25 protein-coding genes are annotated in these 23,483 nt (G+C 62.7%); 17 read left to right on the top strand and 8 right to left on the bottom strand.

From position 1 onward, the window contains the following. Window positions 1-372 precede the first annotated feature (372 nt). The 5 genes from GYH35_RS18770 to GYH35_RS18750 all read left to right on the top strand — a co-directional run bounded on the left by GYH35_RS18770 (window position 373) and on the right by GYH35_RS18750 (window position 4,269). Entirely contained in the window at window positions 373-690 is a 318-nt protein-coding gene (locus tag GYH35_RS18770) for an RNA recognition motif domain-containing protein (RefSeq protein ID WP_129642200.1), read from the top strand. 268 nt (window positions 691-958) lie between these two features. Continuing rightward, window positions 959-2,242, top strand: coding sequence for a putative porin (locus GYH35_RS18765; protein WP_161812990.1), 1,284 nt, complete (start codon window positions 959-961; stop codon window positions 2,240-2,242). 11 nt (window positions 2,243-2,253) lie between these two features. Beyond that, complete coding sequence (locus GYH35_RS18760; RefSeq protein WP_161812991.1) at window positions 2,254-2,817, top strand: hypothetical protein; 564 nt, start codon at window positions 2,254-2,256, stop codon at window positions 2,815-2,817. A gap of 173 nt (window positions 2,818-2,990) precedes the next feature. Beyond that, window positions 2,991-3,614 carry a hypothetical protein gene (locus tag GYH35_RS18755; protein WP_202624411.1) on the top strand — a complete coding sequence of 208 codons (624 nt, stop codon included), beginning with the start codon at window positions 2,991-2,993 and terminating at the stop codon, window positions 3,612-3,614. Window position 3,615: 1 nt separating this feature from the next. Beyond that, the gene (locus tag GYH35_RS18750; RefSeq protein ID WP_161812992.1) at window positions 3,616-4,269 is read left to right on the top strand and encodes a hypothetical protein; all 654 of its coding nucleotides are present in this window, start codon (window positions 3,616-3,618) and stop codon (window positions 4,267-4,269) included. A 3-nt stretch (window positions 4,270-4,272) separates the two neighbouring features. Here GYH35_RS18750 and GYH35_RS18745 read toward each other — a convergent pair whose 3' ends face one another. The 7 genes from GYH35_RS18745 to GYH35_RS18715 form a co-directional block, all read right to left on the bottom strand. Beyond that, window positions 4,273-4,644 carry a hypothetical protein gene (locus GYH35_RS18745; protein WP_161812993.1) on the bottom strand — a complete coding sequence of 124 codons (372 nt, stop codon included), beginning with the start codon at window positions 4,642-4,644 and terminating at the stop codon, window positions 4,273-4,275. Window positions 4,645-4,852: 208 nt separating this feature from the next. Further along, a complete protein-coding gene (locus tag GYH35_RS18740) occupies window positions 4,853-5,386 on the bottom strand; it encodes an NUDIX hydrolase (RefSeq protein WP_161812994.1) in 534 nt (177 codons plus the stop codon). A gap of 17 nt (window positions 5,387-5,403) precedes the next feature. After that, complete coding sequence (locus GYH35_RS18735) at window positions 5,404-6,567, bottom strand: succinylglutamate desuccinylase/aspartoacylase family protein (RefSeq protein ID WP_161829220.1); 1,164 nt, start codon at window positions 6,565-6,567, stop codon at window positions 5,404-5,406. Next, window positions 6,564-7,400, bottom strand: a complete 837-nt coding sequence (locus GYH35_RS18730) for a class I SAM-dependent methyltransferase (RefSeq protein ID WP_161812996.1) — start codon at window positions 7,398-7,400, stop codon at window positions 6,564-6,566. Before GYH35_RS18730 ends, GYH35_RS18735 begins: the two co-directional genes overlap by 4 nt. Window positions 7,401-7,551: 151 nt before the next feature. Continuing rightward, entirely contained in the window at window positions 7,552-7,827 is a 276-nt protein-coding gene (locus tag GYH35_RS18725) for an RNA recognition motif domain-containing protein (RefSeq protein ID WP_161812997.1), read from the bottom strand. Window positions 7,828-8,162: 335 nt separating this feature from the next. Further along, window positions 8,163-10,127, bottom strand: a complete 1,965-nt coding sequence (gene speA, locus GYH35_RS18720; protein WP_202624410.1) for a biosynthetic arginine decarboxylase — start codon at window positions 10,125-10,127, stop codon at window positions 8,163-8,165. An 83-nt stretch (window positions 10,128-10,210) separates the two neighbouring features. After that, complete coding sequence (locus GYH35_RS18715) at window positions 10,211-11,056, bottom strand: sulfurtransferase (RefSeq protein WP_161829219.1); 846 nt, start codon at window positions 11,054-11,056, stop codon at window positions 10,211-10,213. Window positions 11,057-11,126: 70 nt separating this feature from the next. On the opposite strand from GYH35_RS18715, the gene GYH35_RS18710 reads away from it, so the two are divergent. The 3 genes from GYH35_RS18710 to GYH35_RS18700 all read left to right on the top strand — a co-directional run bounded on the left by GYH35_RS18710 (window position 11,127) and on the right by GYH35_RS18700 (window position 14,029). Continuing rightward, window positions 11,127-11,795, top strand: coding sequence for a glutathione S-transferase family protein (locus GYH35_RS18710; protein WP_161812999.1), 669 nt, complete (start codon window positions 11,127-11,129; stop codon window positions 11,793-11,795). A 221-nt stretch (window positions 11,796-12,016) separates the two neighbouring features. Then, window positions 12,017-13,435 (top strand): homospermidine synthase, encoded by a 1,419-nt coding sequence (locus GYH35_RS18705; protein ID WP_161829218.1) that lies wholly within the window; start codon window positions 12,017-12,019, stop codon window positions 13,433-13,435. A 36-nt stretch (window positions 13,436-13,471) separates the two neighbouring features. After that, window positions 13,472-14,029: a hypothetical protein gene (locus GYH35_RS18700; RefSeq protein WP_161813001.1), complete on the top strand. Its 558-nt coding sequence runs from the start codon at window positions 13,472-13,474 to the stop codon at window positions 14,027-14,029. A gap of 29 nt (window positions 14,030-14,058) precedes the next feature. Here GYH35_RS18700 and greB read toward each other — a convergent pair whose 3' ends face one another. Continuing rightward, on the bottom strand, window positions 14,059-14,571 hold the full coding sequence (gene greB / locus GYH35_RS18695) for a transcription elongation factor GreB (protein ID WP_161813002.1): 513 nt from the start codon (window positions 14,569-14,571) through the stop codon (window positions 14,059-14,061). Between the two features lie 112 nt (window positions 14,572-14,683). On the opposite strand from greB, the gene GYH35_RS18690 reads away from it, so the two are divergent. The 9 genes from GYH35_RS18690 to htpX all read left to right on the top strand — a co-directional run bounded on the left by GYH35_RS18690 (window position 14,684) and on the right by htpX (window position 23,429). Further along, window positions 14,684-14,878, top strand: coding sequence for a hypothetical protein (locus GYH35_RS18690; protein ID WP_129776659.1), 195 nt, complete (start codon window positions 14,684-14,686; stop codon window positions 14,876-14,878). 130 nt (window positions 14,879-15,008) lie between these two features. Then, window positions 15,009-15,872 carry an alpha/beta fold hydrolase gene (locus tag GYH35_RS18685; RefSeq protein ID WP_161813003.1) on the top strand — a complete coding sequence of 288 codons (864 nt, stop codon included), beginning with the start codon at window positions 15,009-15,011 and terminating at the stop codon, window positions 15,870-15,872. After that, a complete protein-coding gene (locus GYH35_RS18680; RefSeq protein WP_161813004.1) occupies window positions 15,869-16,615 on the top strand; it encodes a class I SAM-dependent methyltransferase in 747 nt (248 codons plus the stop codon). Before GYH35_RS18685 ends, GYH35_RS18680 begins: the two co-directional genes overlap by 4 nt. Window positions 16,616-16,665: 50 nt before the next feature. Further along, on the top strand, window positions 16,666-18,723 hold the full coding sequence (locus GYH35_RS18675) for a M13 family metallopeptidase (protein ID WP_161829217.1): 2,058 nt from the start codon (window positions 16,666-16,668) through the stop codon (window positions 18,721-18,723). Window positions 18,724-18,965: 242 nt separating this feature from the next. Further along, window positions 18,966-19,628, top strand: coding sequence for a LemA family protein (locus GYH35_RS18670; RefSeq protein WP_161813524.1), 663 nt, complete (start codon window positions 18,966-18,968; stop codon window positions 19,626-19,628). 29 nt (window positions 19,629-19,657) lie between these two features. Then, complete coding sequence (locus tag GYH35_RS18665; RefSeq protein WP_161829216.1) at window positions 19,658-20,599, top strand: TPM domain-containing protein; 942 nt, start codon at window positions 19,658-19,660, stop codon at window positions 20,597-20,599. A 5-nt stretch (window positions 20,600-20,604) separates the two neighbouring features. Further along, the gene (locus tag GYH35_RS18660; protein ID WP_161829215.1) at window positions 20,605-21,096 is read left to right on the top strand and encodes a TPM domain-containing protein; all 492 of its coding nucleotides are present in this window, start codon (window positions 20,605-20,607) and stop codon (window positions 21,094-21,096) included. A 70-nt stretch (window positions 21,097-21,166) separates the two neighbouring features. Continuing rightward, window positions 21,167-22,411, top strand: a complete 1,245-nt coding sequence (locus GYH35_RS18655) for a L,D-transpeptidase family protein (RefSeq protein WP_161813008.1) — start codon at window positions 21,167-21,169, stop codon at window positions 22,409-22,411. 133 nt (window positions 22,412-22,544) lie between these two features. Then, window positions 22,545-23,429 carry a protease HtpX gene (htpX, locus tag GYH35_RS18650; protein ID WP_161813009.1) on the top strand — a complete coding sequence of 295 codons (885 nt, stop codon included), beginning with the start codon at window positions 22,545-22,547 and terminating at the stop codon, window positions 23,427-23,429. The last annotated feature ends 54 nt before the right edge of the window (window positions 23,430-23,483 follow it).

The raw sequence follows: 23,483 nt of genomic DNA, 5'->3' as shown, positions 1-23,483 counted from the left end.
GGGCGCGCATTACGGTGCGCTGCGCGCCCGATACATTCGCCGTTGTATCCCTATTTTCAAGGACCTGCGGGCTTTGTCGCCGATTGCCTTGACTCTTTGATTGGCGTACATTCCGCGCCGTTCGTTGTGCCTTTGCCCGCTTTTTTCTCTGGCTTGGCCAGCCGGGTCATTGAAGACCCTTTTTTCGGCCAACTTCTGAAAAATCCGACGAGACCGCGAACGTAGGCCTGGGAACCTAAACCGCATGACTTCTGCGTCAGGAACGACTGGGGGAGTGCAGGGGCGGAGCCCGAATGTAACCAGGCCTCGCAGTGATGATATTTCCCAGCAGGGGGATCGCGCTCGAGGCTTTTTCAGAGAGACTGTATCGCTATGACAAAGATCTATGTGGGTAACCTGCCGTTCTCGGCGAACGAGGACCAGGTTCGCCAGATGTTCGAACAGCACGGCACCGTGGAGTCCGTCGCCCTGATCAACGACCGTGAAACCGGTCGTCCTCGCGGCTTCGGCTTCGTGGAAATGCCGCGTGCCGACGCACAGCGCGCCATTCAATCCTTGAACGGCAAGGACATGGGTGGCCGTCCGCTGCGCGTCAATGAAGCGCAGGAGCGTCAGGGCGGTGGTGGCGGCGGCGGTGGCCGTGGCCCCCGTGGCCCGGGCGGCGGCGGCGGCGGTGGCGGCCGCTGGTAAGCGGCGCCAACAACGAAGCTAGCTTCGCTTGTGAAGAACCCCGAGGTAGCAATACCTCGGGGTTTTTCTTTTTGGAGAGGTACGTCACAAACCGCTTGGGAGCAGGTTCACATAACGGTCACTGCCCGGCCCGGCCGTAGGGGTGCATCAGGCGAAATCGCATAACGGCAGTGCTGCAGGCCGGTAACCATCGCAATGTTGCAGTCGTGTGACGGACGCGTGACGTCCCGGCACGACGGCCATACATCGTCCCTTACCGGAGAACCTTGTGAAGAATCCGCTCCTCGCGGCCGCCGTTGCCGCTGCTCTGAGCTTGGGCTCGGCGGCGCACGCAGCCTCGAACGATGAGCTCGCGCAGATCCGCTCGCAGTTGCAAAGTCTCATGCAGCGAGTCGACAAGCTCGAAGCCGAAAACAACTCGCTCAAATCCGAGAACGACCAGCTCAAGGCGCAGACCGAACAGGTCAGCAAACAAGTGGCCCACGCCGCCAATCGGGCGGCCGACATGAAGCCGGCAGTGCCCGCCGTGAAAGGCGCGGACTGGCCGAGCCGCGTCGTGCTCAAGGGCGACGTTCGTTACCGTCATCAACAGACCGACGATGACAGTGCCAGCGCCAAGCGCGAAGAAGATCTGCTGCGCGCACGTCTCGGTGTGGAAGCAAAAGTAAACGACAACATCGTCGCCGCCGTTGGCATCGTGACTTCCGGCAGTCCGCGCGGCGGGAACGTGCAGCTCGACGGCGCGTTCTCGCGCAAGTCGCTGTATCTCGATCTCGCCTATTTCGATTGGACGTTTGCCGACGACGCTCATTTCATCGCCGGCAAGATGAAGATGCCGTTCGTGCGGCCCGGCCAGAGTCTGTTCTGGGACAACGACATCAATCCCGAAGGCATCGCGCTGACCTACAGCGTCGGCTCGATGTTCGGCTCGGCGTGGAGCTATTGGCTGGAAGAGAACGTGCAGAGCACCGCCACGACGAGCACTACCACCGACACGAAGATGTATGGCCTGCAGCTGGGCAATCGTTTCGATCTCGGCGGCAACAACCTGGTGGTCGCGGCTTCTTACTACGACCTCGCCGCCGCCGAACGCCGTCGCCCGTTCTATAACAATTCCCCGAACGGCAACTCGCTCAACCCCAGTGGCGGTCTGGCGTACGACTTCCAGGTCGTGGACCTGATGACGGAGTACAACTTCAAGCTGCGCGATGTGCCGTTCCAGGTGTGGGCCGAGGTCGCGCGCAACCTCGACGCCGAATACGACACCGCATTCACCATGGGCACGATGGTCGGCAAGGCGTCGAACCCAGGCACGTGGGAAACCGGCCTCGCGTATCAGCTGATCGAGAAGGATGCGCTGTTCGCCCAACACATCGACTCCGATTTCGGCGGCGGCGTGTCGGACTCCGACGGCTGGGTGTTGCGCACTGGCTATGCGCCGGCGAAGAACTGGGTGTTGAACGCCACGTACTTCAAGAACGCGAACAACAAGGACGTGGGCACCGAGTACGACTTCGATCGGCTCATGCTCGATTTCAACACCAAGTTTTGATTGGCAGGGCCATGAGAACGATCAACGTCAAGGCGTTCGCCGGCTCGATGCTGGCGGCGCTGCTTTGTCTGTCGCAAGTCGCCGCAGCCTCGGATCTCGATCCGGCGCTGCAAGCGAGTGTGACCGCGAAGATCAAGGAAGTGAAAGCCTGGGCCGCCGATCCGGCCATCGTCAGCGCGGTGAAGGAGTACAACACCAGCAAGTCGCCGCAGGCGGCGTCGATGGATCAGGCCAGGTGGACCAACACCAGCGTCATCGATCCGTTCGTGCGCGGCCTCACCAAGACGCCGGCGGCGCAAGTGCTCAAGACCAGGCGGGGCGAGGTCGTCTCCGAAGCGTTTCTTTCGGGCGCGGATGGCGGCAAGGTTGCGTTCCTCGGCAAGCCGACCAACTGGAGTCATCGGGGCAAGCCGAAACACGATCTGCCGATGAGCGGCAAGACCTGGCAGGGCGAGGTGGAGGTCGACGAGTCCTCCGGCTTGCAGCAGCTGCAGGTCGCGGTGCCCGTGCTCGATAGTGGCAAGGCGATCGGCTCGCTCGTGGTCGGGCTGAGCATCGGCAGGCTGGCGAGATAATTAGCAAACATTGCCGGCGAGTGCTAAGGGAACTTTCTCACAAATTTCGCCACATCCATCCAAAGTCTGATTGCGAACTTGCCCCTGGGAACCGTATCTAACGCTAGAGGGTTAAATTCTCGACGACTCTTGCCGATCTCTTAGTACAAGGGTCATGCACGAGGGCCAAAGCGATGAGCGACGATGGCTCAGGAACGGTAGTTGCGGTTCCCAATCTGCGCGAGTTCTTTCACGACTCGGTGCAGAAGGCGCTACGCAATCAACGCGTGGCTGTCGACGATCACACCGAGCACTACGTCGTTAACGTGCTGACCATGTTTGCGCGCTCCGAAGAGCTCTACGAAAGGACGCCCGAAGGCGTCCGGCTCAAGCCGCTGGCGCACATGCTGGCGGATGCCTCGGCCGCGCAATCCAGTCAGCAGCGTGACGAGGCATTGCGTCGGTTGGGCGATGTTTCTTTGTTCATCGCTGGCTTCTTCGCGCAAAGTTTCGCGCGCAAACTGGTCGACATCGATTACCACATCGCGATGGGCGGCCGCGCGTACGGCACGCTCGCCGAGAATATGCGCTACTCGATCCGTGGCCAGGCATTCGCGACGGTGTTCCTGGAGCTCGCAAGAAAGTTTCAGAGCCTGGTCGATGTGCTCAACGATGTGGCCGAGATGGCATATCAGCATACCGACAAGGACATCCTGCGGCTCTACGAGATCTGGCTGAAGACGGGCAGTCCGCGCGCCTTCGCGATCCTGCAGCGTCTCGGTGTCGCGCCAGTGAATGCCGGGAGAAAGGAGCACTGACATGCTGCTGCGTCGTATGCAGTCGCTCCTGACCCGACTGTACGACGCTCCCGTCGAGCACGACGCCGAAGATTTTTTGATCAGCGACCCGCAACGGCTGCGTGAAGTGGTCGGCGATCAGCGCGGGCCGCTCAGCGACGAGCAGGTGTTCGTGGTGCAGGAAGACGGCGACGTGCGCATCGGCCTGTTCATCGATGAGCGGGTGCTCGACCGCCTGGAACGTCAGGATCCGCTGAACGCGCTCGACGAAGGCAACCTGCACGACTTCTGCACGGCGCTCGAAGGCGTCAGTCACTTTCACTACTTGATCTGGAGTCTGGCGCGCGGCCGGCCGGTGTCGCTGCTCGAGCTGGAGCTGCAGGCCGAAGTGGACAAGTACGCCACGGCGCTCGCCTTGATCACCCAGCAACGCGCGGGCGCGTTCCCGGGCGCGTTGCATGCAAGGATGTTCAACGGGGTGAGTTTCCTGCCGCAGCTGGATGAGATCAGCCGGCGTCGCTACGAAGAAGCCAATCGGCACGCGGCGCGCTATTGCCGCTCATTGGATCAGCGCTATCTGCATCCGCGGCGCTCGCAACCGGAGAAGTGGCTGGCCGAGCTACGCCGCTTCTTCCGTTGCGGACATCAGGAGAAGATCAGGCAACTCGCGGTGTGAGGCTCACTCGCCGCTGTTGTTGCCGACCTTCTTCTTCAGCTCGATCCACTTCGACAGCTCGCGCAGGTCGCGCTTCGGGGCGGCCGGCTTGCGCTTCAAAAGTCCGCTCTCGTAGGGGTTGTAGCCCAGGCGCGTGCCTTTGGCGTTGTTCTGGATCGAGTTGGCCGGCTGCTCTTCTTCCACGAACGACAGGCCGGGGTGATCGAGGGCCTTGCGGCGCGCGCGCTCGCCTTCCTCGCCGTCTTCGGTGAAGCGATCGTCCTTCCACTCGTAAACGGCATTGCCCCGCTCGTCGAAGGCAATGCGGCCCGGCTGCTTCGGCTCGACCACTCGAGGCCGCAGTCGGAAACCCAGTTTCTTCAAATCGTCATTCAACTCCGCGTCTCCATCTCCCGTCGGGAGGCTTGCTCCTTCCGGCCCTGTTGAGAATTCCACGTCCTCGTATCCCTTTGGACGGGTGCCGTTATTGAATTGCTTCGCACAACCGCGGGCAAGTTGCAAAAGTGTGATGTGAGTGCCGGATGTGCATCCTTGACTGTCATGACCATCGACAGTGCTGCAAATGCGCTAAAAATACCGACAGTCATGGCTCCCGTGTTTGCACATAAGGAGCGGCTCGAAGCAGCGCCGCCAGGGTCTTGCCATCGCGCAGCTCGCCGGACTGCGCCATCTGCATCGCTTGCTCGAACGGCAGCCAATGCGCTTCGAGCACTTCGCTCGCTTCCAGCCGGTTGGCGACCTCGGTCAGATCGGTGGCCAGAAACAAATGCACGACTTCCGTCAGGAAACCGGGAGAGGGCAGGAAGTCGCCGAGGCTGCGCCACTCGCGCGCACGACGGCCGGCCTCTTCTTCCAGCTCACGCTGCGCGGTCTGCAGCGGCGGTTCCTTGTTGTCGATCTTGCCGGCCGGGAATTCCCAGATGTAGCCGTTGGCCGCATGACGATATTGCCGCACCAGGCAAACGCGGCCGGCGTCGTCGAGCGCCATGATGGCGGCGCCGCCGGGGTGATGAACCATGTCCAGCGTCGCGAGGTGGTCGTTCGGCAGTCGCACTTCCTCGACGTTCACCGTGATGGCGCGACCGGTGAAGATGTGGGTGAGTTTCTCGATGCTCATGGCGTGTTAGCAGGCCCCTACCCTGGCGGAGGATCGGCTTCTTCGGTGGGCGGCGCCGACTCGTCGTCCTCGGCGGCATCTTCGGCGCTTTGTTTGGACATCTTCGAGGGCGTGGTGGCGGTGCCGATGCGATAGGCCGCGAAGCCCGGCAGCACGACCTGATTCAACGCCATGCCGAGCACGCGGCCGCTGGTGGGCGCGTAGATGCGATGCTGCTGATTCGAGATCGGATCGGTGACGACGCCGAGCAACTCGCCTTCGCTGACCCGCTCGCCGAGCGCCACGTCGGAGAACAGGATGCCGCCGTGATCGACGCGCACCCATTTGGAGGCGTAGTACACCGGCTCCGGATCGCCCCAATAGCGGCGCTGCTTGGTCATGCCGAGCGAGTACAGCAATGTTTCCACCGCCTTGGCGCCATGCTCGACCTGCTCGGATTGCACGCGCATCGGCTCGCCCATTTCGAACGTCACCGAAGGAATGCCTGCTTCGGTCGCTGCCCGCCGCAACGAACCTCGTTCGCCGACACTGTGCAGAACGACCGTCGCGCCAAACGCTTTGGTCATGCGGGACACTTGCGGCAGACGCAGGTCGGCGCGCACTTGCGGCAGGTTGGTGCGATTCAGCGAGCCTGTGTGCAGGTCGATCAGCGCCGAGCAATTCTTCACGACTTCGGTGAAGAACGAGTGCGCCATGCGCGTGGCGGCGCTGCCTTTCGGATTGCCGGGGAAGTAACGATTCAGATCGCGGCGGTCGGGCAGGTAGCGAGCGCCGCGATAGAAACCCTGGATATTGACGATGGGCACGCCGATGACCGCGCCATTCAATTCTTCGACGTCGATGTCGTCGAGCACGCGGCGCGCAACTTCGATGCCGTTCAACTCATCGCCATGCACGGCGGCTGTCAGGCACAACACCGGCCCGGGTCCTTTGCCGTTGAGCACGAACACCGGCACGGGCGAGACGAAACCTTCCATCGCCTGGCCGCTGGTCCAAGTGAGTTTCTTGCGCGTGCCCGGCGGCACTTCGCTGCCGAGCAGGCGCAGGCGGCCCTTGGGCTTCAGCGTTTCCGAGCCCTCCATGGTCGCGGGCGCCGGCGTCGGCGCCACTGGCTCTTCGGCGGTGTGCGCGAGGGTGCTGAGCAGGCAACCGAGCAGCGCCGCAGTCAGGACGCGTTTCATGACGCCTTCTTCACGAACTTCAGCGTGAAGCGGTCGCTCTCGCCGATTTGTTTGTAACGCTCAGCATCGCCGTCGGCGAAGCCGGGCGGCAGCGTCCACACGCCTTTCTCGTAGGCCTTGGTGTCCTTGGGATTGGCGTTGATCTCCGAACGTCCGACCAGTTGGAAGCCGGCGGCTTCGATCATCCGGATCGCGACATCCTCGTTCACATAACCGGAGGCAGCCTTGGGATCCTGCGGCAGCTTCGGGTCGCCGCGATGTGCGACGACGCCGAGCACGCCGCCTGGCTTGAGCGCCGCATGCATGGCGGCGAGGGCGTCGCGTTCCCAGCCGAACATCATCCAGTTGTGCAGATTGCGGAAGGTCAGCACCAGGTCGGCCGAGCCGGCGGGCGCGATCTCGTTCTTCGCCGGCGGCGCGGCCAGCGTCGTCATGATCACTTTGCCGTACAGGTCCGGCCGCATCCGCAGTTTTTCCTTGTAGGTCTCGACCGTGCTCCTGGCGTACTCGCCGGCGGCGGGGTCGAGCAGGGCGCTATACAGCTGGCCGCGTTCTTTCAGCAGCGGCGCGAGAATCTCGGTGTACCAGCCGGCGCCCGGCCACACTTCGACCACCGTCATGTCCTGGCGGATGCCGAAGAATTCCAACGTCTCTTTGGGATGGCGGTATATATCCCGCGCGCGCTGCTCGGGTGCGCGGTGCTCACCGCGAAGGATGGTGTCGAGCGCGGCGTTGGTGGCTGGATCGGTGGCAGGCGTCGTCGCGCAACCAGTCAGAATTATCGCGCTCAGCACGAACCAACGGAACGACCGGGCGACGCAGGGCAATCTCATTCCTTCTCCTCGCGACCTCACGAGCCGCGAAGATAGTGGATGCGACAGTGGCAATCAAAACCAGACCCAGGCCACGCCCTGCGGAGCGTGGCCTGGGCAGACGGACCGGTTCAGTTACGGCAGCCTGGTTGCAGCAGGCTGTCGGAGCTGGTTACCAGCGGCCGTTTTGCCGCGGCGGACGGGCTTCGCGCTCGCGGGCTTCGTTCACCCGCAGCGGACGGCCGCCCATGTCGAAGCCATTCATGTGCTGAATGGCGGTCTGGGCATCGCCCGAAGGCATTTCCACGAAGCCGAAGCCGCGCGGACGGCCAGTTTCGCGATCGTTTACCAACTTGACCGACTGCACCGTGCCGTGTTTTTCGAACAGGGTGCGAACGTCCGTTTCAGTGGCGCTGAACGGCAGATTGCCAACGTAGATCGTCGTCATCGAAGGATCACTCTTTGAGGCCAGACAAAAGTTGCAGCCAAACGATCGCCTCCGACGAGCTCATGGGCTCCCGGATGAGAGAACGATCGCCGTGTCTTGGTCGCTGACAATCAACCATGGGAATGGCGGTGGTAAGGAGACGAGCTATGCAGCGCGTATGTCCGAAGGTCGCTCTTGTAGGTTGAAATGCGTATTCAGCTGACCGCGGCCGATACTACGTCAGCCTTTTGGCGACTGCAATGATCCTACTTGACAACGGGATTTTTGGATTTTTTTGCAGGTGCGAACTAGGAGGGCAGGTAGGCCGGGCGGGTTCCGCCCGGCCTGGAGTGTTATCAACCTTCCAAATACGTATAGCCGTTCAGCTCCCACTCGTAGAAACGGCGCAACGCCTGGCTTTCGGCCAGCGTCATGCGGCCTTCGCGGACCGCGCGTTCGCAGTCGCGGGCGAATTGTGGAAACAACCGCTCCACGTCGTACTGCATGTAACTGAGCACTTCGCCGGCGGTGTCGCCTTTGACGATCTCCTCGATCCACCAGCCGCCCTCGTCGTGCAGGCGGATGTGCACGACGTGCGTGTCGCCGAACAGATTATGCAAATCGCCCAGCGTTTCCTGGTAGGCGCCGACCAGGAACGCGGCCAGGTAATATTCCTCGCCGGGTTTCAATTCGTGCAGCTCGAGCGTGCGCTTCACTTCGCGCTGGCTGACGAAACGATCGATCTTGCCGTCCGAGTCGCAGGTGATATCGGCCAGCACGCCATTGCGCGTCGGTTTCTCATCGAGCCGGTGGATGGGCATGATGGGAAACAGCTGGTCGATGGCCCAGCTGTCCGGCAACGACTGGAACACCGAGAAATTACAGAAGTAAGTATCGGAAAGAATCAGCTCCAGGCCTTCCAGTTCCTCCGGCACTCGCTCCAGCTTGCGGCAGTAGTCGCGGATCTTGGCGCAGGTCGCCCAATACAAACGTTCCGTCAGGCCGCGGAATTCCAGGCTCAGCAAGCCCAGGTTGAACATCTGCAGCGCCTGCTCGCGCGCCTGCAGAGCGTCGTGATAGCACTCCACCAGCCGTCGCTCGGAAATCGTGCGATAGGCTTCGAATAGATCGAGCACGGGCTGCGGCAGCTCGTCCTTGTCGCCGCTGTATTCGTCTTCGATACGGTCCGAGATGCGGAATTTATCGAGGCACGAAGAGCCGAGCGCGTTGAACACCAGCACGCTGTGATGAGCCGCGGTGGCGCGGCCCGATTCGCTGACGATGACGGGATGGTCGATGCCGCGCGCGTTGCAGACGCTGCCGATGCGGTACACGACGTCGCTGGCGTACTCGTTCATCGTGTAGTTCATCGACGATTCGAAGTTGGTGCCGCTGCCGTCGTAGTCGACGCCGAGGCCGCCGCCCACGTCGATATATTTCAGGCCGGCGCCCATCAGCTTGAGCTCGGCGTAGACATGCGCCAGCTCGTTGATCGCGTCTTTGACCTTGCGGATGTCCTGCAATTGGCTGCCGGGATGACAGTGCACCAGCTCCAGGCAGTCGAGCATGTTGTTGGCCTTGAGCACCTTCACCAGATCGAGAATTTCGGTGACGAACAGGCCGAATTTGGATTTCTCGCCGGCCGAATCGCGCCAGCGTCCGGCGCCTTCGCTCGCCAGCTTCACACGCACGCCGATGCGCGGGCGCACTTGATACTTCTGCGCGTGCTTCAGCACCAGCGCCAGCTCCTCGAAGTTCTCGATCACCGGAATGATGGTGCGGCCGAGCTTGGTGGCGAGGATGACCGCCTCGATGTAGCTGTCGTCCTTGAAGCCGTTGCAGACGATCATGCGCTCGGGCGCATCTTCGGTCAGCGCCATCACCGCCAGCAGCTCGGGCTTGGAGCCGGCTTCCAGGCCGAAGCCGAATTCCTTGCCGTAGCGATACACCTCTTCGACCACCAGGCGCTGCTGATTCACCTTGATCGGGAACACCGCGGTGTAGCGGTTCTTGTAGTCGTTCTCGGCGATGGCCTGCGCGAACGCTTTCTGCAGCCGGCTGAGCCGATGACGCAGGATGTCGGAGAAGCGCACCACCACGGGCGTGGTCAGATCGCGCTGACGCAGTCCTTCGACGACTTCATACAAATCGATCTCGCGATCCGGCGAGCCATCCGGGCGCACCACGACGTGGCCGGCGGCGTTGATGCTGAAGTAGTGCTTGCCCCAATGCGGCACCTGATACAGCTCGAGCGAATCCTCGGTGTCCCAGGAGCCGTTGGTGACGCCCAAAGGCAGGGGTTTTTTGGCAGTGGAGTCCAAGTGCGCTGGCCTCTCCGGTGTGGGGCCTGTGTAAGAAAGGCGCGAACGATACTGCAAAGAGATTGCTAAATTAAGCGCGACGATTAATCAGTAGTTGCAACGCCTCGGCGCGGATCTCTGATCCATTCGCTCCAGGATCCGGCGTACAAGCGCGCACCGGGTTTGCCGGCTACTTCCATCGCGAGCAGCAGATGACACGCAGTCACGCCGGAGCCGCACATTACGATGGTGCGATCGTCGGCGACGCCCGCCTGCGACTGCTCATAGCGACGTCGTAATTCTTCCGGCGCGCCGAAGCGGCCGTCGCCCGCCAGATTGGTCGAGAACGGATGATTGCGAGCGCCTGGCACGTGGCCGGCGACTTTGTCGAGCGGCTCGACTTTGCCCAGGAAGCGCTCCGGCGCGCGCGCATCGAGCAATCTCCAGTCAGGCTGTTGCACGCGCGCCTGCACCTGGTCGGCGTCTAGCCACAACTCGCGGTTCGGACGCGCCTGAAATTGTGTCGGCCGACGTGCAGGAATTTCAGTGGCGAGCGGCAGGCTCGCCGCGGTCCAGGCTTTGAGTCCGCCGTCGAGCACGGCCACTGCGCGATGGCCCACCCAGCGCAGCAGCCACCACAGGCGTGATGCATACATGCCGTTGTCGGCGTCATACGCGATCACTTGTGTGTCGGCGCCGACACCCCAGCGGCTCAAAGTCTGCGCAAAACGTTCAGGATCCGGCAGCGGATGCCGGCCGGTCGTCGGCGTGATCGGGCTCGACAGGTCGCGGTCCAGATGCGCGTAGATGGCGCCAGGAATGTGCCCGGCGTGATACGCCGTCTCGCCGGCCGCCGGCTGCGCCAGATCGAAGCGGCAGTCGACGATCAACCACTGTGAATCGGTCAGGTGTTGCGCCAGAGTTCCGACGCTGACGAGTGTGGTGTGCATGGCAGCTAGTGTACTAGCCACTGTGGCCGGCTTCGTTACAATCCGCCCTTGGCTTCGTGGGGACGACTTCATGGCACTGGAACTGTGGTGGGGTAGCGGCAGCCCTTATTCCTGGCGCGCGCTGCTCGCGCTCGAGCACAAGCGGTTGCCGTACGTGTCGCATCTGGTGCAGTTCTCCAAGCAGGAGCACCGCTCGCCGCAGATGTTGCAGATGAATCCGCGCGGGCGCGTGCCGGTGCTCAAGGATGGCGACTATGTGGTGTTCGAGTCGCTCGCCATCCTGCGCTACCTGGACCGCAAGTATCCCGAGATCCCGATCTTCGGTCACAACGCCGAGGAGGAGGGCACGATCACGCGCGTGATTTGCGAGTACCAGTCGTACGCCGAGGACCACCTCGCCAAGCTCATCTACGCGATTCTGTTCCAGGGCGTCGAAGGGCACATGGAGGAGATCGAGCGTGCGCTCAACTTCGTGATCGCCGAGGCGCGCACCATCGAGAATCGGCTGACGACGTCCGCGTGGCTGGTCGGAGAGGCGTTTTCGGCCGCCGACATCGTCATTTTCCCGGGCATCCAGCAGTTGATGCGCGTGCTGGAGCGGCGCGAGGCGGAAGATCTGCGCGCGCGTCTGCTGCCGATCGAGACGACTTTTCCCGCCATCGCGGCGTGGATCAAGCGCGTGGAAGCGCTGCCCGGCTACGAAAAAACCTATCCGCCGCACTGGAAAGAAAAAGAGTAGCGTGCCCGCGGCGCGCATTGACGGGCGCGTCGCCACTGAAAAATTCTCTGCCAGACCTTGAAAGTGCGCTCACGCGGCGCACTTATCGCCGTCGATTTTCATTACGGTCGACGCGGCGGCAAAAGTCAGTAAACTTCGCGCCGTCGCCCAGCGAGCTATTTCGCAATCGAGGTTCGACGTTCCAAACTTTTTGGGTTGTTGTTTGCGTGAGTGAGTGTGCTATGTCCCAATATCCCGTGCATTTCAAGTTCCCCGGCCGTCTGGTGATGGTCGGTTTCGGCAGCATCGGACAGGGAGTTTTGCCACTCATCTTGCGTCACATCGCGCTCCCGCCGGAGCGCATCACGATCGTGACCGCGGAAGATCTGGGCCAGCAGGAAGCTGCCGAATACGGCGTGAAGTTCATCATCAACCCGCTGACGCAGGAAAATTATCGTCAGGTGCTCGAGCCGCTGGTCGGCAAGGGCGACTTCCTGCTGAACCTGTCGGTCGATGTTTCCAGCATCGCGCTGGTCAAGCTGGCGCACGAGAAAGGCGCGCTGTATCTGGACACGTGCATCGAGCCGTGGCCGGGCGGCTACACCGATCCGAATGTGCCGCCGTCGCTGCGCTCCAACTACGCGCTGCGCGAGCAGATGCTGGAAGTGCGCGACGCGCAGAAGGGCGGGCCGACCGCCGTGATCACCCACGGCGCAAACCCGGGTCTCGTGTCGCACTTCGTGAAGCAGGCGCTGCTGAACATCGCGGCGGACACGTCCGTTGACGCGGGCAACCCGAAGACGCGCGAAGAGTGGGCGGCGCTCGCGGCCAAGCTCGCCGTGAAAGTCATTCACATCGCCGAGCGCGACACGCAGGTCGCCAACACGCCGAAGAAGATCAACGAGTTCGTGAACACCTGGTCGGTGGACGGCTTCGTCAGCGAAGGTTGTCAGCCGGCGGAGCTCGGCTGGGGCACGCACGAAAAGGAATTGCCGCCGCAGGGCCGTCGTCACGAGTTCGGCCGCCAGAGCGCGATCTATCTGATGCAGCCGGGAGCAGGCACGCGCGTGCGCACCTGGACGCCGAAGGCCGGACATTTCCACGGCTTCCTGATCACGCACGGCGAGTCGATCTCGATCTCCGACTATCTGAGTCATCGCGAAGGCGACAAGGTCGTGTACCGCCCGACGGTGCACTACGCCTATCACCCGTGCGACGACGCGGTGATGTCGGTGTACGAGTTCGCCGGCCGCAACTGGCGGCTGCAGGATCACAAGCGCATTCTGAATCAGGAGATCCTCTCCGGCGGCATCGACGAGCTCGGCGTGCTGCTCGCGGGTCACAAGAAGAATGCGTACTGGTATGGCTCGCAGCTGTCGATCGACGAAGCGCGCAAGCTCTGCCCGCACAACACGGCGACCAGCTTGCAAGTCTGTGTCGCGGCGCTGGCGGGCATGATCTGGGCGATGGAAAATCCGAATCGCGGCGTGGTCGAGCCGGACGAGCTGGACTTCCGCCGCGCCCTCGAGATCTGCATGCCGTACCTCGGCCCCGTCGTCGGTGCGTACGGCGATTGGACGCCGCTGTTCGATCGCAACCGGCTGTTCGAGGAGAACCTCGACAAGACCGATCCGTGGCAATTCAAAAACGTGATCGTTTGAGCTGACGTTCATGTCGAGACTAGGGATAGTCTCGGCATGCCATTCAGAATCAGCTTCAATCTCGGCGACGCCGATCTGCAGCACCTCGCGGAAGTCGCGCAGGTGCGCCAGTCGGCCGCGCGTGCGCAGCCCATCGAGCGCATCGTTGCTTCGGCACGCGAGGTTTATTTGAAAGGCTCGCAAGCGCATCTCGCCGACTTCGTGAAGGAACGTTACTCGCGCCTCGGCACCCTGCTCGAAATGGCGGACGACGCGGAGTGGCGGCTGAGTGAGGAAGATTCGCAGCGCTTGGTGAACGCGCTGGCCTGCTTTGGCGAGCCGGCGCCGGGAGCCTCTTCGGCGCTGCTCGATCAAGCCATCATGATCGAGCTGGTCAGTCGTGACCTGCACCACGATCTGGAGTCGTATCGCGACTTCTGTAAGTTCCGCGCCGCGCAGTTGGCCAAGCGTCATTCGCCCCCTGGCGCGGATCGCGAGCAATGGCTGAGTCAACGCCGTGAGACGCTGCAGAAACGCATGCACACCCGTCGTAAGCGCGATCTGGATGCGGCCGCGGGACCGGTGCGCCGCCTCTTTTCCCTATTCGGGCTATAGCCGTCATCGTCCAGTTAACGGGCGTTTAATCATCCGCCTGATGGCGCCTCGTAGCGCACGGCGGTTATTACATAAGCCTTGAGACCGCCCGGAACTTCGACGCGGACTTCATCATCCAAACCTTTGCGCAACAACGCGCGGCCCAATGGCGAGTCCATGCTGATGTACCCCTGGGATGCATCGAACTCGTCGGGGCCCACGATGCGGTATTCGCTCTCGACGCCATTGTCGTCTTCGAGCGTCACCCAGGCGCCAAAGAACACACGGGATGAATCCGACGGGGGCTGGCTGACGATCACCATGCCGTCGAGTCGTTGCCGCAGAAAACGTACACGGCGATCGATCTCGCGCAGCTGACGTTTGCCATAGATGTATTCGGCATTTTCCGAGCGGTCGCCCTGGGCCGCGGCCTCTTGCACGGCCTGCGTGACTTGCGGGCGCAAGACGCGCCACAGGTGGTCCAATTCGTCCTTTAGTCGTTGTGCACCGACAGGAGTAATGAACTTTGAACCCTTTGGTTGAGGCGGTCGGTAGCGGGACATGTGAGCCGGTTTGCCAAGCTTTCGTAAGGCCGTCGCTGATAACGTCAAATGGCCGAAATTCTGAGAGATCCTTCACGGTCGCCGGCCCTCGCGCTCTTTACTCTGCCGTCCCATGAGCATCAAGTACTACACGCACTTTCTGCTGCAAGAACGGGCCCCCAAGGGCATGAGCGAGTTCCGCGGCGTGGTCGAAGTGAACCGCACCTTGCTGCGCGGCGACCTCAAGGAAGCCGCCACGGTGCTGGCGAAGAACTTCGAATGCGACACCAAGGATATCAAGGTTCTGCAGTGGAGCCGGTTGCACTAAAGCGGGTGCCCCCAAAATTCCTCGATCCCCTAGCGGGCTTTACTTCCCTTCAGAAAGTCCGCTTCTCTGCCCCGAGCCCCAAGCTCGGGGTTTTTTTTGCCTCGATTTTGCCGCGGGTTATCCTGCGAGCATGCCGATTTACTCCGAGCAGACCTACCGTTCCCGCGACGGCCTGAAGCTTTACTACCGCGACTATCCGGGCGACGTGAAAAAAGTGCCCGTGCTTTGCCTGCATGGGCTGACGCGCAACTGTCGTGATTTCGAGGCTCTGGCGTTGAGGATCACGCCGGGGCGACGAGTCATCACGCCGGATTTCCGCGGGCGCGGGCAGTCGCAGTACGACTCGATGTGGATGAACTATCACCCGATGACTTACGTCGACGACCTGTGGTCGTTGCTGCGGGAGTTGGGCATCGATCGCGTCATCGCCATTGGCACATCGCTCGGTGGCTTGGTTGCGATGCTCATGGGGGCAGTTCGCGCGCAAACTTTCGCGGGCGTCGTGCTCAACGACATCGGGCCGGAAGTCGATCCCGTCGGCGCCGCGCGCATTCGCAGTTACGCGGGGCGCTTCCCGCCGCCGCGAAGTTGGGGCGACGCCATCGAGCAGATGAAATATGTTTTCGGCGTGGCGCTTCCCGATTTCACCGAACCGCAGTGGCGCGATTTCGTGCGACTCTCCTATAGCGAAGACGAAACGGGCTCGCCGCGGCTCGAAGCCGATCCTCGCATCGGCGACGCGATCCGAGCGATCCAGCCGCCGCCGGGCGCAGCGCAAGGCATGTGGCTCGCCTTCAACGCGTTGCGCGACACGCCGACGCTGGCGATTCGCGGCGCGCTGTCCGATCTATTGTCCGTGGATGTATTCGATCGGATGCAACGCGAGCATCCGCGCCTGCAGCGAGTGACGGTTGATAACAGAGGGCACGTGCCGCAACTCGACGAGCCGCAATGTCGCGCGGCGCTCGATCGCTTCCTGGCGGAGCTGCCATGAGTTTCAAGGATCACTTTTCCGGCCACGCGAATGCTTACGCGAAATATCGTCCCGACTATCCGGCCGAGCTGTTCGACTACCTCGCCTCACTGACGCCGCAAAGAAAGGTCGCGCTCGATTGCGCCACGGGCAGCGGACAGGCGGCAGTCGGGCTGGCCGGGCATTTCGAGCTGGTGATCGCGAGCGATGGCAGCGTGTCCCAGCTGCAGAACGCCGAACAGCATCCGCACGTTGCATACATCGGCAATCTGGCCGAGCAGCCGGCGCTGCGCGCTGGCACGGTCGATCTCGTCGTCGCCGCGCAAGCCGCGCATTGGTTCGATCACGATCGTTTCTATCCCGAAGTGAAGCGTGTGCTGAAGAGCGGCGGCGCGCTGGCCTTGTGGACTTACGGCCTCGCGTACGTCGAGCCGCAGATCGATGCGATCGTCCGGCATTTCTACAGCGATGTAGTGGGCAGCTACTGGCCGCCCGAGCGGCGCTGGGTAGAGAGCGCCTATCGCGATCTGCCGTTCCCGTTCCAGGAGATCGGCACGCCGCAATTTCAGCTGCAGCTGCAATGGGATCTGGACAGCTTGATCGGCTATCTCGGCACCTGGTCCGCCGTGCAACGATACAAGCGCACGACCGGCCAGGATCCGCTGCCCGCTCTGCGGGCCGAGATGGCGCCGTGCTGGGGCTCGCCGGTCGAGACCAAGTTAGTGACCTGGCCATTGCATCTGAAAGTCGGCCGGCCTCACTGACTGTTCAATAGCCCGTCCGCAATGCAACGGCGCCCGCTATGATCGCGGGCATGAACGCCAAACCGTTGCTTGCCGCGTTGAGTTGCGCCGTCGTTCTCGCCGCTTGTTCGAGCCCGCCGACCGGCGCGCCCCCAGCTGCATCGACCTCGACGCTGCGCTCCGGCGTTTACAGCTCGAATCTGGATAAGAACGTCCGGCCGCAGGATGACTTCTATCGATTCGTGAACGGCCACTGGCTCGCCAACACCACCATCCCGGCCGATCGTTCCAACTACGGCGCGTTCGCGCTGCTCGAAGACGGCGCCGAGGAAAATCTCAAGGCCATTCTTGAAGAAGCCGCGGCCGCCAATGCGCCGGTGGGCTCGGACGCGCAGAAGGTCGGCGATCTGTATGCCAGCTATCTCGATGAGACAACCATCGAAGCGCGCGGGCTGGCGCCGCTCGCAGCCGAGCTGAAACGTATCGACGGCTTGAAGACCAAGCAGGACGTCGCGCGTCACATCGGCTACAGCCAGCGCATCTCGGTGATGCATCCGTTCGCGTATTACGTTTCCATCGACCGGAAGAACTCCAGCCAGTACACAGGCGTCCTCGCGCAGAGCGGTCTGGGCATGCCGGATCGTGACTATTACCTGTCCGGCGACGAGCGGCTGAAGGGCATTCGTGAGAAGTATCAGATCTACGTGCAGGATCTGCTCGCCGCCGCGGACACGCCGAAAGCCGAGAGTATCGCGGAGAAAATCGTCGCGATGGAGACGCAGCTGGCGAAGTCGCACTGGACGCGCGTGCAGAACCGCGACGCGCAGAAAACATACAACCGTTACGAAATCGCGGCGCTGCCGAAGCTCATGCCGGGCTTCGACTGGAACTCATTCTTCGCCGGCGCGCAGATTCCCATGGACAAGACGCAGGCGCTGGTCGTCTCGCAGCCGAGCTATTTCGAAGCGCTGGGCAAGCTGATTGCGACGACGCCAGTGGCCGATTGGCGCGGCTATTTCCGATACAAGCTGCTCAGCACTTATGCGCCCGATCTGCCGGGCAGCATCGCGCATCTGCATTTCGACTTCACTCAGCGCACCGTGTCGGGCATCGAAGAAGTGAAGCCGCGCTGGAAGCGGGCGGTGGATACGGTCGATGGCGCCATGGGCGATCTGGTCGGCAAGATGTATGTGGACCGTCACTTCAGCCCGGACGCGAAGCGCCGCATGGATGAGCTGGTGGGTAACCTGCTGAGTGCTTACGCCCGAGGAATCGATTCACTGGATTGGATGTCGCCGGCCACCAAACAAAAAGCGCACGCGAAGCTGGAGCGTCTGACGACGAAGATCGGTTACCCGTCGCAATGGCGCGACTGGTCGAAGCTCGAAATTCGCCGCGACGATCTGGTTGGCAACGAGATGCGCGCCGCGACGGTGGTGTTCGATCGCAACCTCGCCAAGCTGGGCGGGCCGATCGATCGCACCGAATGGTTCATGACGCCGCAAACCGTCAATGCCTACTACAACCCGCCGACCAACGAGATCGTGTTCCCGGCAGCCATCCTGCAGCCGCCGTTCTTCAACGTCGCCGCCGACGACGCCATCAATTACGGCGCCATCGGTGCGGTCATCGGACATGAGATCAGTCATGGGTTCGACGATCAGGGCCGTCGTTACGACGGTGCGGGCAATCTGAACGACTGGTGGGCGCCCGAGGACAATGCCGAGTTCACCGCCCGCGCCAAGCAGCTGGGCGCGCAGTACAGCGCCCTGAGCCCGTTGCCCGGCCTGTTTGTGAACGGCGATCTCACCATGGGCGAGAACATCGCGGATGTCGCGGGCCTCGCCATGGCCTATCGCGCCTGGCAGTTATCGTTGCGCGGCAAGCCCGCGCCTGTGATCGATGGGTACACCGGCGAGCAGCGCTTCTTCATCGGCTGGGCCCAGGGCTGGGCGCGCAAGTACCGCGATGACGAGTTGCGGCGCCGCTTACTGACCGATCCCCACAGTCCGAGCGAGTACCGGACCAATAACGTCGTCGCGAATCTGCCGGAGTTTCATGCGGCTTTCGCTGTGAAGCCGGGCGACAAGATGTACAAGGCGCCCGCCGATCGGGTCCGCATTTGGTGAAGCTCGCCGGCGACTTTGCTGCATTCGCCGGCGACCGCTTGAAAGTTCGAGTGAATTTCCCCAATTTAACAGCTGCTGTCAGCGGAACTCTGACCCATCCAGGACGGTTTCGCTGACGGGTCCGGCGGCGCGTGGCTGACGTGCGCGGCAAGAGACACTGGGCAGGATGCCCGAGTGCCGGGAGCGCAGGGATGCGCAGGACCGGCCCTGGCTAAACGACGATTATCATGAAGGGCTCCGTCATGCATGTTCTGCGCGTAGGTTTGCTGGTACTGCTCGGCGCGCTGTTGACCGGGTGCGGTTACAACCGGTTGCAGCAGCAGGATGAGCAGGTGACTGCGGCTTGGTCGGAAGTGCTGAACCAATATCAGCGCCGCGCCGATCTGGTGCCCAACCTGGTGAACACGGTGAAGGGCGCGGTGCAGGCCGAGAAGGACATTCTCGACAGCGTCGTGGAAGCGCGTGCCCGCGCCACATCGATCCAGGCGACCCCGGAGCTGATCAACAATCCGCAGGCGTTCCAGCAGTGGCAGGCGGCGCAAGGCGAGTTGAGCCAGGCGTTGTCGCGACTGATGGTGGTCGTGGAGCGGTACCCGGAGCTGAAATCCATCTCCGGCTTCGACGATCTGCGGGCGCAGCTGGAAGGCACCGAGAATCGGATTGCCGTTGCGCGCAAACGTTACATAGATGCGGTGCAGACTTATAACGTCACCGTGCGCTCGTTCCCGACCAACCTGACCGCGAAGGTGTTCGGGCACGAATCGAAGCAGAATTTCTCGGTCGAGAACGAGCGCGAGATCGCGCGTCCGCCGGCGGTGGACTTCGGCCGGACCGAGTCGGGGCCGCAGCAGCAGACTCCGCCGGCGCAGCCGGCGCCGCAGCCCCAGGTTGAGAAGCCCGGCTGAACCGGCTCGAGACCAGCGCGAATACCTTGATGACCGCCTTCGCCAACTCCCGCGGACGCTTGCCAGCGCCGCGGGCTGCGATTCCCTGGCTGCTGTTGCTGACGCTGCTGCTGGCGCTCACGGCGTTCGCGCAAGAGCCGCCCGTTCCAGCGCCGCCTCGGGACGCGCCGGTGCTGGATCTCACGGGCACGCTGCGGCCCGAAGAAACCGCTGCGCTGAAGAGCAGGCTGCTCGCCTTCGAGCAAGAGAAGGGCAGTCAGATCGCGGTGCTCATCGTGCCGACGACTCAGCCCGAGTCGATCGAGCAATATTCCATTCGCGTCGCCGACGCCTGGAAGGTCGGCCGAGCCGAGCCGGATGACGGCATCATTCTGCTGGTCGCGAAGAACGATCGCGCGGTGCGCATCGAAGTCGGCACTGGGCTGGAAGGCGCGCTGCCGGACGTCATTGCGAGCCGCATCATCTCTCAGGTCATCGTGCCGCACTTCCGCGAAGGCGATTTCTCGGGCGGCATCAATGCAGCGATTACTCGCATCATCGCAGTGATCGAAGGCGAGGCGCTGCCCGAACCCGAGCGCCGCTCCGGGCGCGGTGAGGCGCAGGGCATCGGGAATGCGCTGCCGATCCTGCTGATGTTTGTTTTCGTCGGCAGCGGAATCTTGCGAGGCCTGCTCGGCCGGGTTGGCGGCGCCGGTGCGACGGCGGGCCTTGCCGGTCTGTTGATGTGGGTATTGACCAGCGTCATGGCCATCTCCTTTATCGCGGCCGTGGTCGCCTTCCTGTTCGCACTGTTCAGCGGCGGGGGCGGCGGTGGTGGCCGCGGCTGGAGCAATCGTCGCGGCGGTTGGGGCGGTTGGGGCGGTGGCGGCTGGGGCGGCGGCTTCGGCGGAGGCGGTGGCTTTGGCGGAGGCGGCGGTTGGAGCGGCGGCGGTGGCGGCTTCAGCGGCGGCGGTGCTTCGGGACGGTGGTAAGCCTCATGAATTTCGCCCGACTCACCCGACACATCTTCATGCCTCGACGCAGTCTGCGGCGCTCCTTCGATGAGGCCGCGCTGAACGCGATCGAGAAGGCAATTACCGACACCGAGAAGACCCACGGCGGTGAAGTGCGCATCGCGCTCGAAGCGAGCCTCGATCCCGCCGAATTGTTCAGCGACATCACACCGCGCCAGCGCGCCTTGCAGGCGTTTTCCCACTTGGGCGTGTGGGACACCGAACTAAACAACGGCGTGCTGATCTATGTGCTGTGGGCCGATCGCGATGTCGAGATCGTCGCCGATCGTGGCTTCAACGGCCGCATCAGCGCCCAGGAGTGGAGCGACGTGTGCCATCGCATGGAGCAGCTGTTCAGCCAGGGCTCGGCGGCCTCCGCGATGATCGCTGGCATTCAGGCCGCAGGCGCGCTCATTTCGCGGCATTTTCCAGCCGCGGATCGCAACGAATTGCCGGATCGCCCGACGCTGTTATGAGGGTTCGTGCTTGGTTCTGAACGGGGACAGAAATGGAAAAGCGCGGCTCAATCAGGTAATAAGTAGCCCTATGAACCCGTCGATTCGTTCCGGCTTGGGCCGTCTGGTGGTGTTGGCCGCGGCTCTGGTGGCCGCCGGTTGCCAACTCATCCGTCCGGCCGAACCGCCGCCTCCGCCGCCCCCACCCGCGCCACCGCCGATCGAAGCGCCGATCGCGACCCATCAATTCCGCTTCGATCCTGCGCACGACGAAGTGGTCGGCGAGATCCAGATCACTCACGTGCAAGGCGAGGACACGCTGTCCGACATCGCACGGCGCTTCAACGTGGGCTACGAGGAGATTCTGCGCGCCAATCCGGGCGTCGATCCTTGGCTGCCCGGCGTCGGTCGCGAGATCGTGGTGCCGACTCAGTTCGTGTTGCCCGATGCCCCGCGCGAAGGTCTCGTTGTAAATCTTGCACAGCTGCGCGTTTATTATTTTCCGAAGCCGCCCAAGCTGAAGAAGGGCGAAGTCGATGACGGCATGCGCACCGTCATCACGCATCCCATCGGCATCGGCAAGATCGGCTGGCAGACGCCGGAAGGCAGCACCAAGGTCGTCAGCAAACAAAAGAACCCGACCTGGACGCCGCCGCTGTCGGTGCGCAAGGAGCACAAGGAAAACGGCGATCCGTTGCCGGCGCGTGTGCCGCCGGGGCCGGACAACCCGCTCGGCGCTTTCAAGATGACACTCGGCTGGCCGAGCTATCTGATCCACGGCACGAACAAGCCTTACGGCGTCGGCATGCGCTCGAGCCACGGCTGCATTCGTTTCTATCCGGAAGACATCGCCCAGCTGTACGACCAGATCCCGGTCGGCACCAAGGTCAGCGTCGTCAACCAGCCGTTCGTCTTCGGCTGGCAGAAGGACGCGATGTATGTGCAGGTATTTCCAGTGCTCGAGGATGACGAGCGCGAACATCCCAAGGGCGCGGAGGAATTACTCACCGCCGGCATCAACGACAAGTTGTCGCAGAAACTGCAACAGCATGCCGCGGCTGTCGACGTTGAGCTGCTGAATCAAATCATCGCGCAGTCGCGTGGCATCGCCATGCCGATTTCGCGCCAGAACGTGACGGTCGATGCCTATCTCGCCCGGGCGCGTCGCGTGGAGAACCGGGTGCCGCAAGGTGCAACCTGGAACTACACGGAAGAAGGTCTGTTTCTCGCCGAAGAATTCGAAGCGGTGCGCGACGGTAAGCCGTTGCCCAAGAAGACGCCGCCGAAAGCCAAAAAGACGGCCGCGAAGCCTGCTGGCGCCGCCAGCGGCTCCTAAATCCTCTCGTTTATTGCGACCGGGCGCCCGCTTGAAGCGGCGGGCGTCCGGCCGCATATCGTCCGCAGGTTAGCTGCGTTCGATGCCCCGCGCGTTTGTCCCCAGGAATCGATCCACCGGCCTCGAGTCAACTATGAAACGCATATTGCTGTTCGTCGCCACCAACGTGGCCATTCTGCTGGTCCTCAGCGTCACCCTGCGCCTGCTCGGCGTCGATCGCATTCTCAACGAGCAAGGCACCGGCCTCGATCTCACCAACCTGCTGGTGTTCTCCGCCGTTGTCGGCTTCGCGGGCTCGCTGATCTCGCTGGCCATGTCGAAATTCATCGCCAAGCGCAGCATGGGCGTGCGCGTGATCGAGCAGCCGCGCAATCCGACTGAAGCGTGGCTGGTCGAGACCGTGCGCAAGCAAGCGCAGGCCGCCGGCATCGGCATGCCTGAAGTCGGCATCTTCGATGCGCCCGATATGAACGCGTTCGCGACTGGCGCGAATCGCAACAACGCGCTCGTCGCAGTGAGCAGCGGACTGCTGCACAACATGTCACAACCACAAGTCGAAGCTGTGCTCGCGCACGAAGTCAGCCACGTTGCGAACGGCGACATGGTGACACTGACGCTGATTCAAGGCGTCGTGAACACGTTCGTCGTGTTCCTGTCGCGAGTGATCGGCTATACCGTCGACCGCGTCGTGTTCAAGACGGAGCGCGACCATGGTCCGGCCTTCATGATCACCACGATCATTGCGCAGTTGGTGCTGGGCATTCTCGCCAGCATGATCGTCATGTGGTTCTCGCGCTATCGCGAGTTCCGCGCCGATGCGGGCGGCGCGAACCTGGCCGGTCGCCAAAATATGATCGGCGCGTTGGAGCGCTTGCGTCACGGGCATTCCACGCCACTGCCGGATTCGATGCAGGCCCTAGGCATCAGCACTGAGAAGAAGCCCGGCGGTCTGGCGCGATTGTTCATGACGCACCCGCCGCTGGAAGAGCGCATCGCCGCGCTCCGCCAGGCGGCTTGAGCGAGGTCAGTTTCTCTACGACGGCGGCCGGGTGGGCCGCCGTTTTTTTTGGAA

Origin of the sequence: Steroidobacter agaridevorans (genome assembly GCF_009932555.1) — a bacterium.
In the GTDB taxonomy this organism is placed as follows: Bacteria; Pseudomonadota; Gammaproteobacteria; order Steroidobacterales; family Steroidobacteraceae; genus Steroidobacter; species Steroidobacter agaridevorans.
Note: the sequence above shows the minus strand (reverse complement) of the source record. Positions and strands in the feature narration are given on the sequence as shown.

Bases quoted from the DNA above. Each gene is read 5' to 3' on its own strand.
- GYH35_RS18675 (WP_161829217.1), top strand. From the start codon at position 16,666: ATGAACGCCAAACCGTTGCTTGCCGCGTTGAGTTGCGCCGTCGTTCTC.
- htpX (WP_161813009.1), top strand. From the start codon at position 22,545: ATGAAACGCATATTGCTGTTCGTCGCCACCAACGTGGCCATTCTGCTG.
- greB (WP_161813002.1), bottom strand. From the start codon at position 14,571: ATGTCCCGCTACCGACCGCCTCAACCAAAGGGTTCAAAGTTCATTACT.
- GYH35_RS18730 (WP_161812996.1), bottom strand. From the start codon at position 7,400: ATGAGATTGCCCTGCGTCGCCCGGTCGTTCCGTTGGTTCGTGCTGAGC.
- GYH35_RS18750 (WP_161812992.1), top strand. From the start codon at position 3,616: ATGCTGCTGCGTCGTATGCAGTCGCTCCTGACCCGACTGTACGACGCT.
- GYH35_RS18690 (WP_129776659.1), top strand. From the start codon at position 14,684: ATGAGCATCAAGTACTACACGCACTTTCTGCTGCAAGAACGGGCCCCC.
- GYH35_RS18715 (WP_161829219.1), bottom strand. From the start codon at position 11,056: ATGCACACCACACTCGTCAGCGTCGGAACTCTGGCGCAACACCTGACC.
- GYH35_RS18655 (WP_161813008.1), top strand. From the start codon at position 21,167: ATGAACCCGTCGATTCGTTCCGGCTTGGGCCGTCTGGTGGTGTTGGCC.
- GYH35_RS18660 (WP_161829215.1), top strand. From the start codon at position 20,605: ATGAATTTCGCCCGACTCACCCGACACATCTTCATGCCTCGACGCAGT.
- GYH35_RS18735 (WP_161829220.1), bottom strand. From the start codon at position 6,567: ATGAAACGCGTCCTGACTGCGGCGCTGCTCGGTTGCCTGCTCAGCACC.
- GYH35_RS18770 (WP_129642200.1), top strand. From the start codon at position 373: ATGACAAAGATCTATGTGGGTAACCTGCCGTTCTCGGCGAACGAGGAC.
- GYH35_RS18740 (WP_161812994.1), bottom strand. From the start codon at position 5,386: ATGAGCATCGAGAAACTCACCCACATCTTCACCGGTCGCGCCATCACG.
- GYH35_RS18685 (WP_161813003.1), top strand. From the start codon at position 15,009: ATGCCGATTTACTCCGAGCAGACCTACCGTTCCCGCGACGGCCTGAAG.
- GYH35_RS18710 (WP_161812999.1), top strand. From the start codon at position 11,127: ATGGCACTGGAACTGTGGTGGGGTAGCGGCAGCCCTTATTCCTGGCGC.
- GYH35_RS18665 (WP_161829216.1), top strand. From the start codon at position 19,658: ATGACCGCCTTCGCCAACTCCCGCGGACGCTTGCCAGCGCCGCGGGCT.
- GYH35_RS18680 (WP_161813004.1), top strand. From the start codon at position 15,869: ATGAGTTTCAAGGATCACTTTTCCGGCCACGCGAATGCTTACGCGAAA.
- GYH35_RS18705 (WP_161829218.1), top strand. From the start codon at position 12,017: ATGTCCCAATATCCCGTGCATTTCAAGTTCCCCGGCCGTCTGGTGATG.
- GYH35_RS18760 (WP_161812991.1), top strand. From the start codon at position 2,254: ATGAGAACGATCAACGTCAAGGCGTTCGCCGGCTCGATGCTGGCGGCG.
- GYH35_RS18670 (WP_161813524.1), top strand. From the start codon at position 18,966: ATGCATGTTCTGCGCGTAGGTTTGCTGGTACTGCTCGGCGCGCTGTTG.
- GYH35_RS18725 (WP_161812997.1), bottom strand. From the start codon at position 7,827: ATGACGACGATCTACGTTGGCAATCTGCCGTTCAGCGCCACTGAAACG.
- GYH35_RS18755 (WP_202624411.1), top strand. From the start codon at position 2,991: ATGAGCGACGATGGCTCAGGAACGGTAGTTGCGGTTCCCAATCTGCGC.
- GYH35_RS18700 (WP_161813001.1), top strand. From the start codon at position 13,472: ATGCCATTCAGAATCAGCTTCAATCTCGGCGACGCCGATCTGCAGCAC.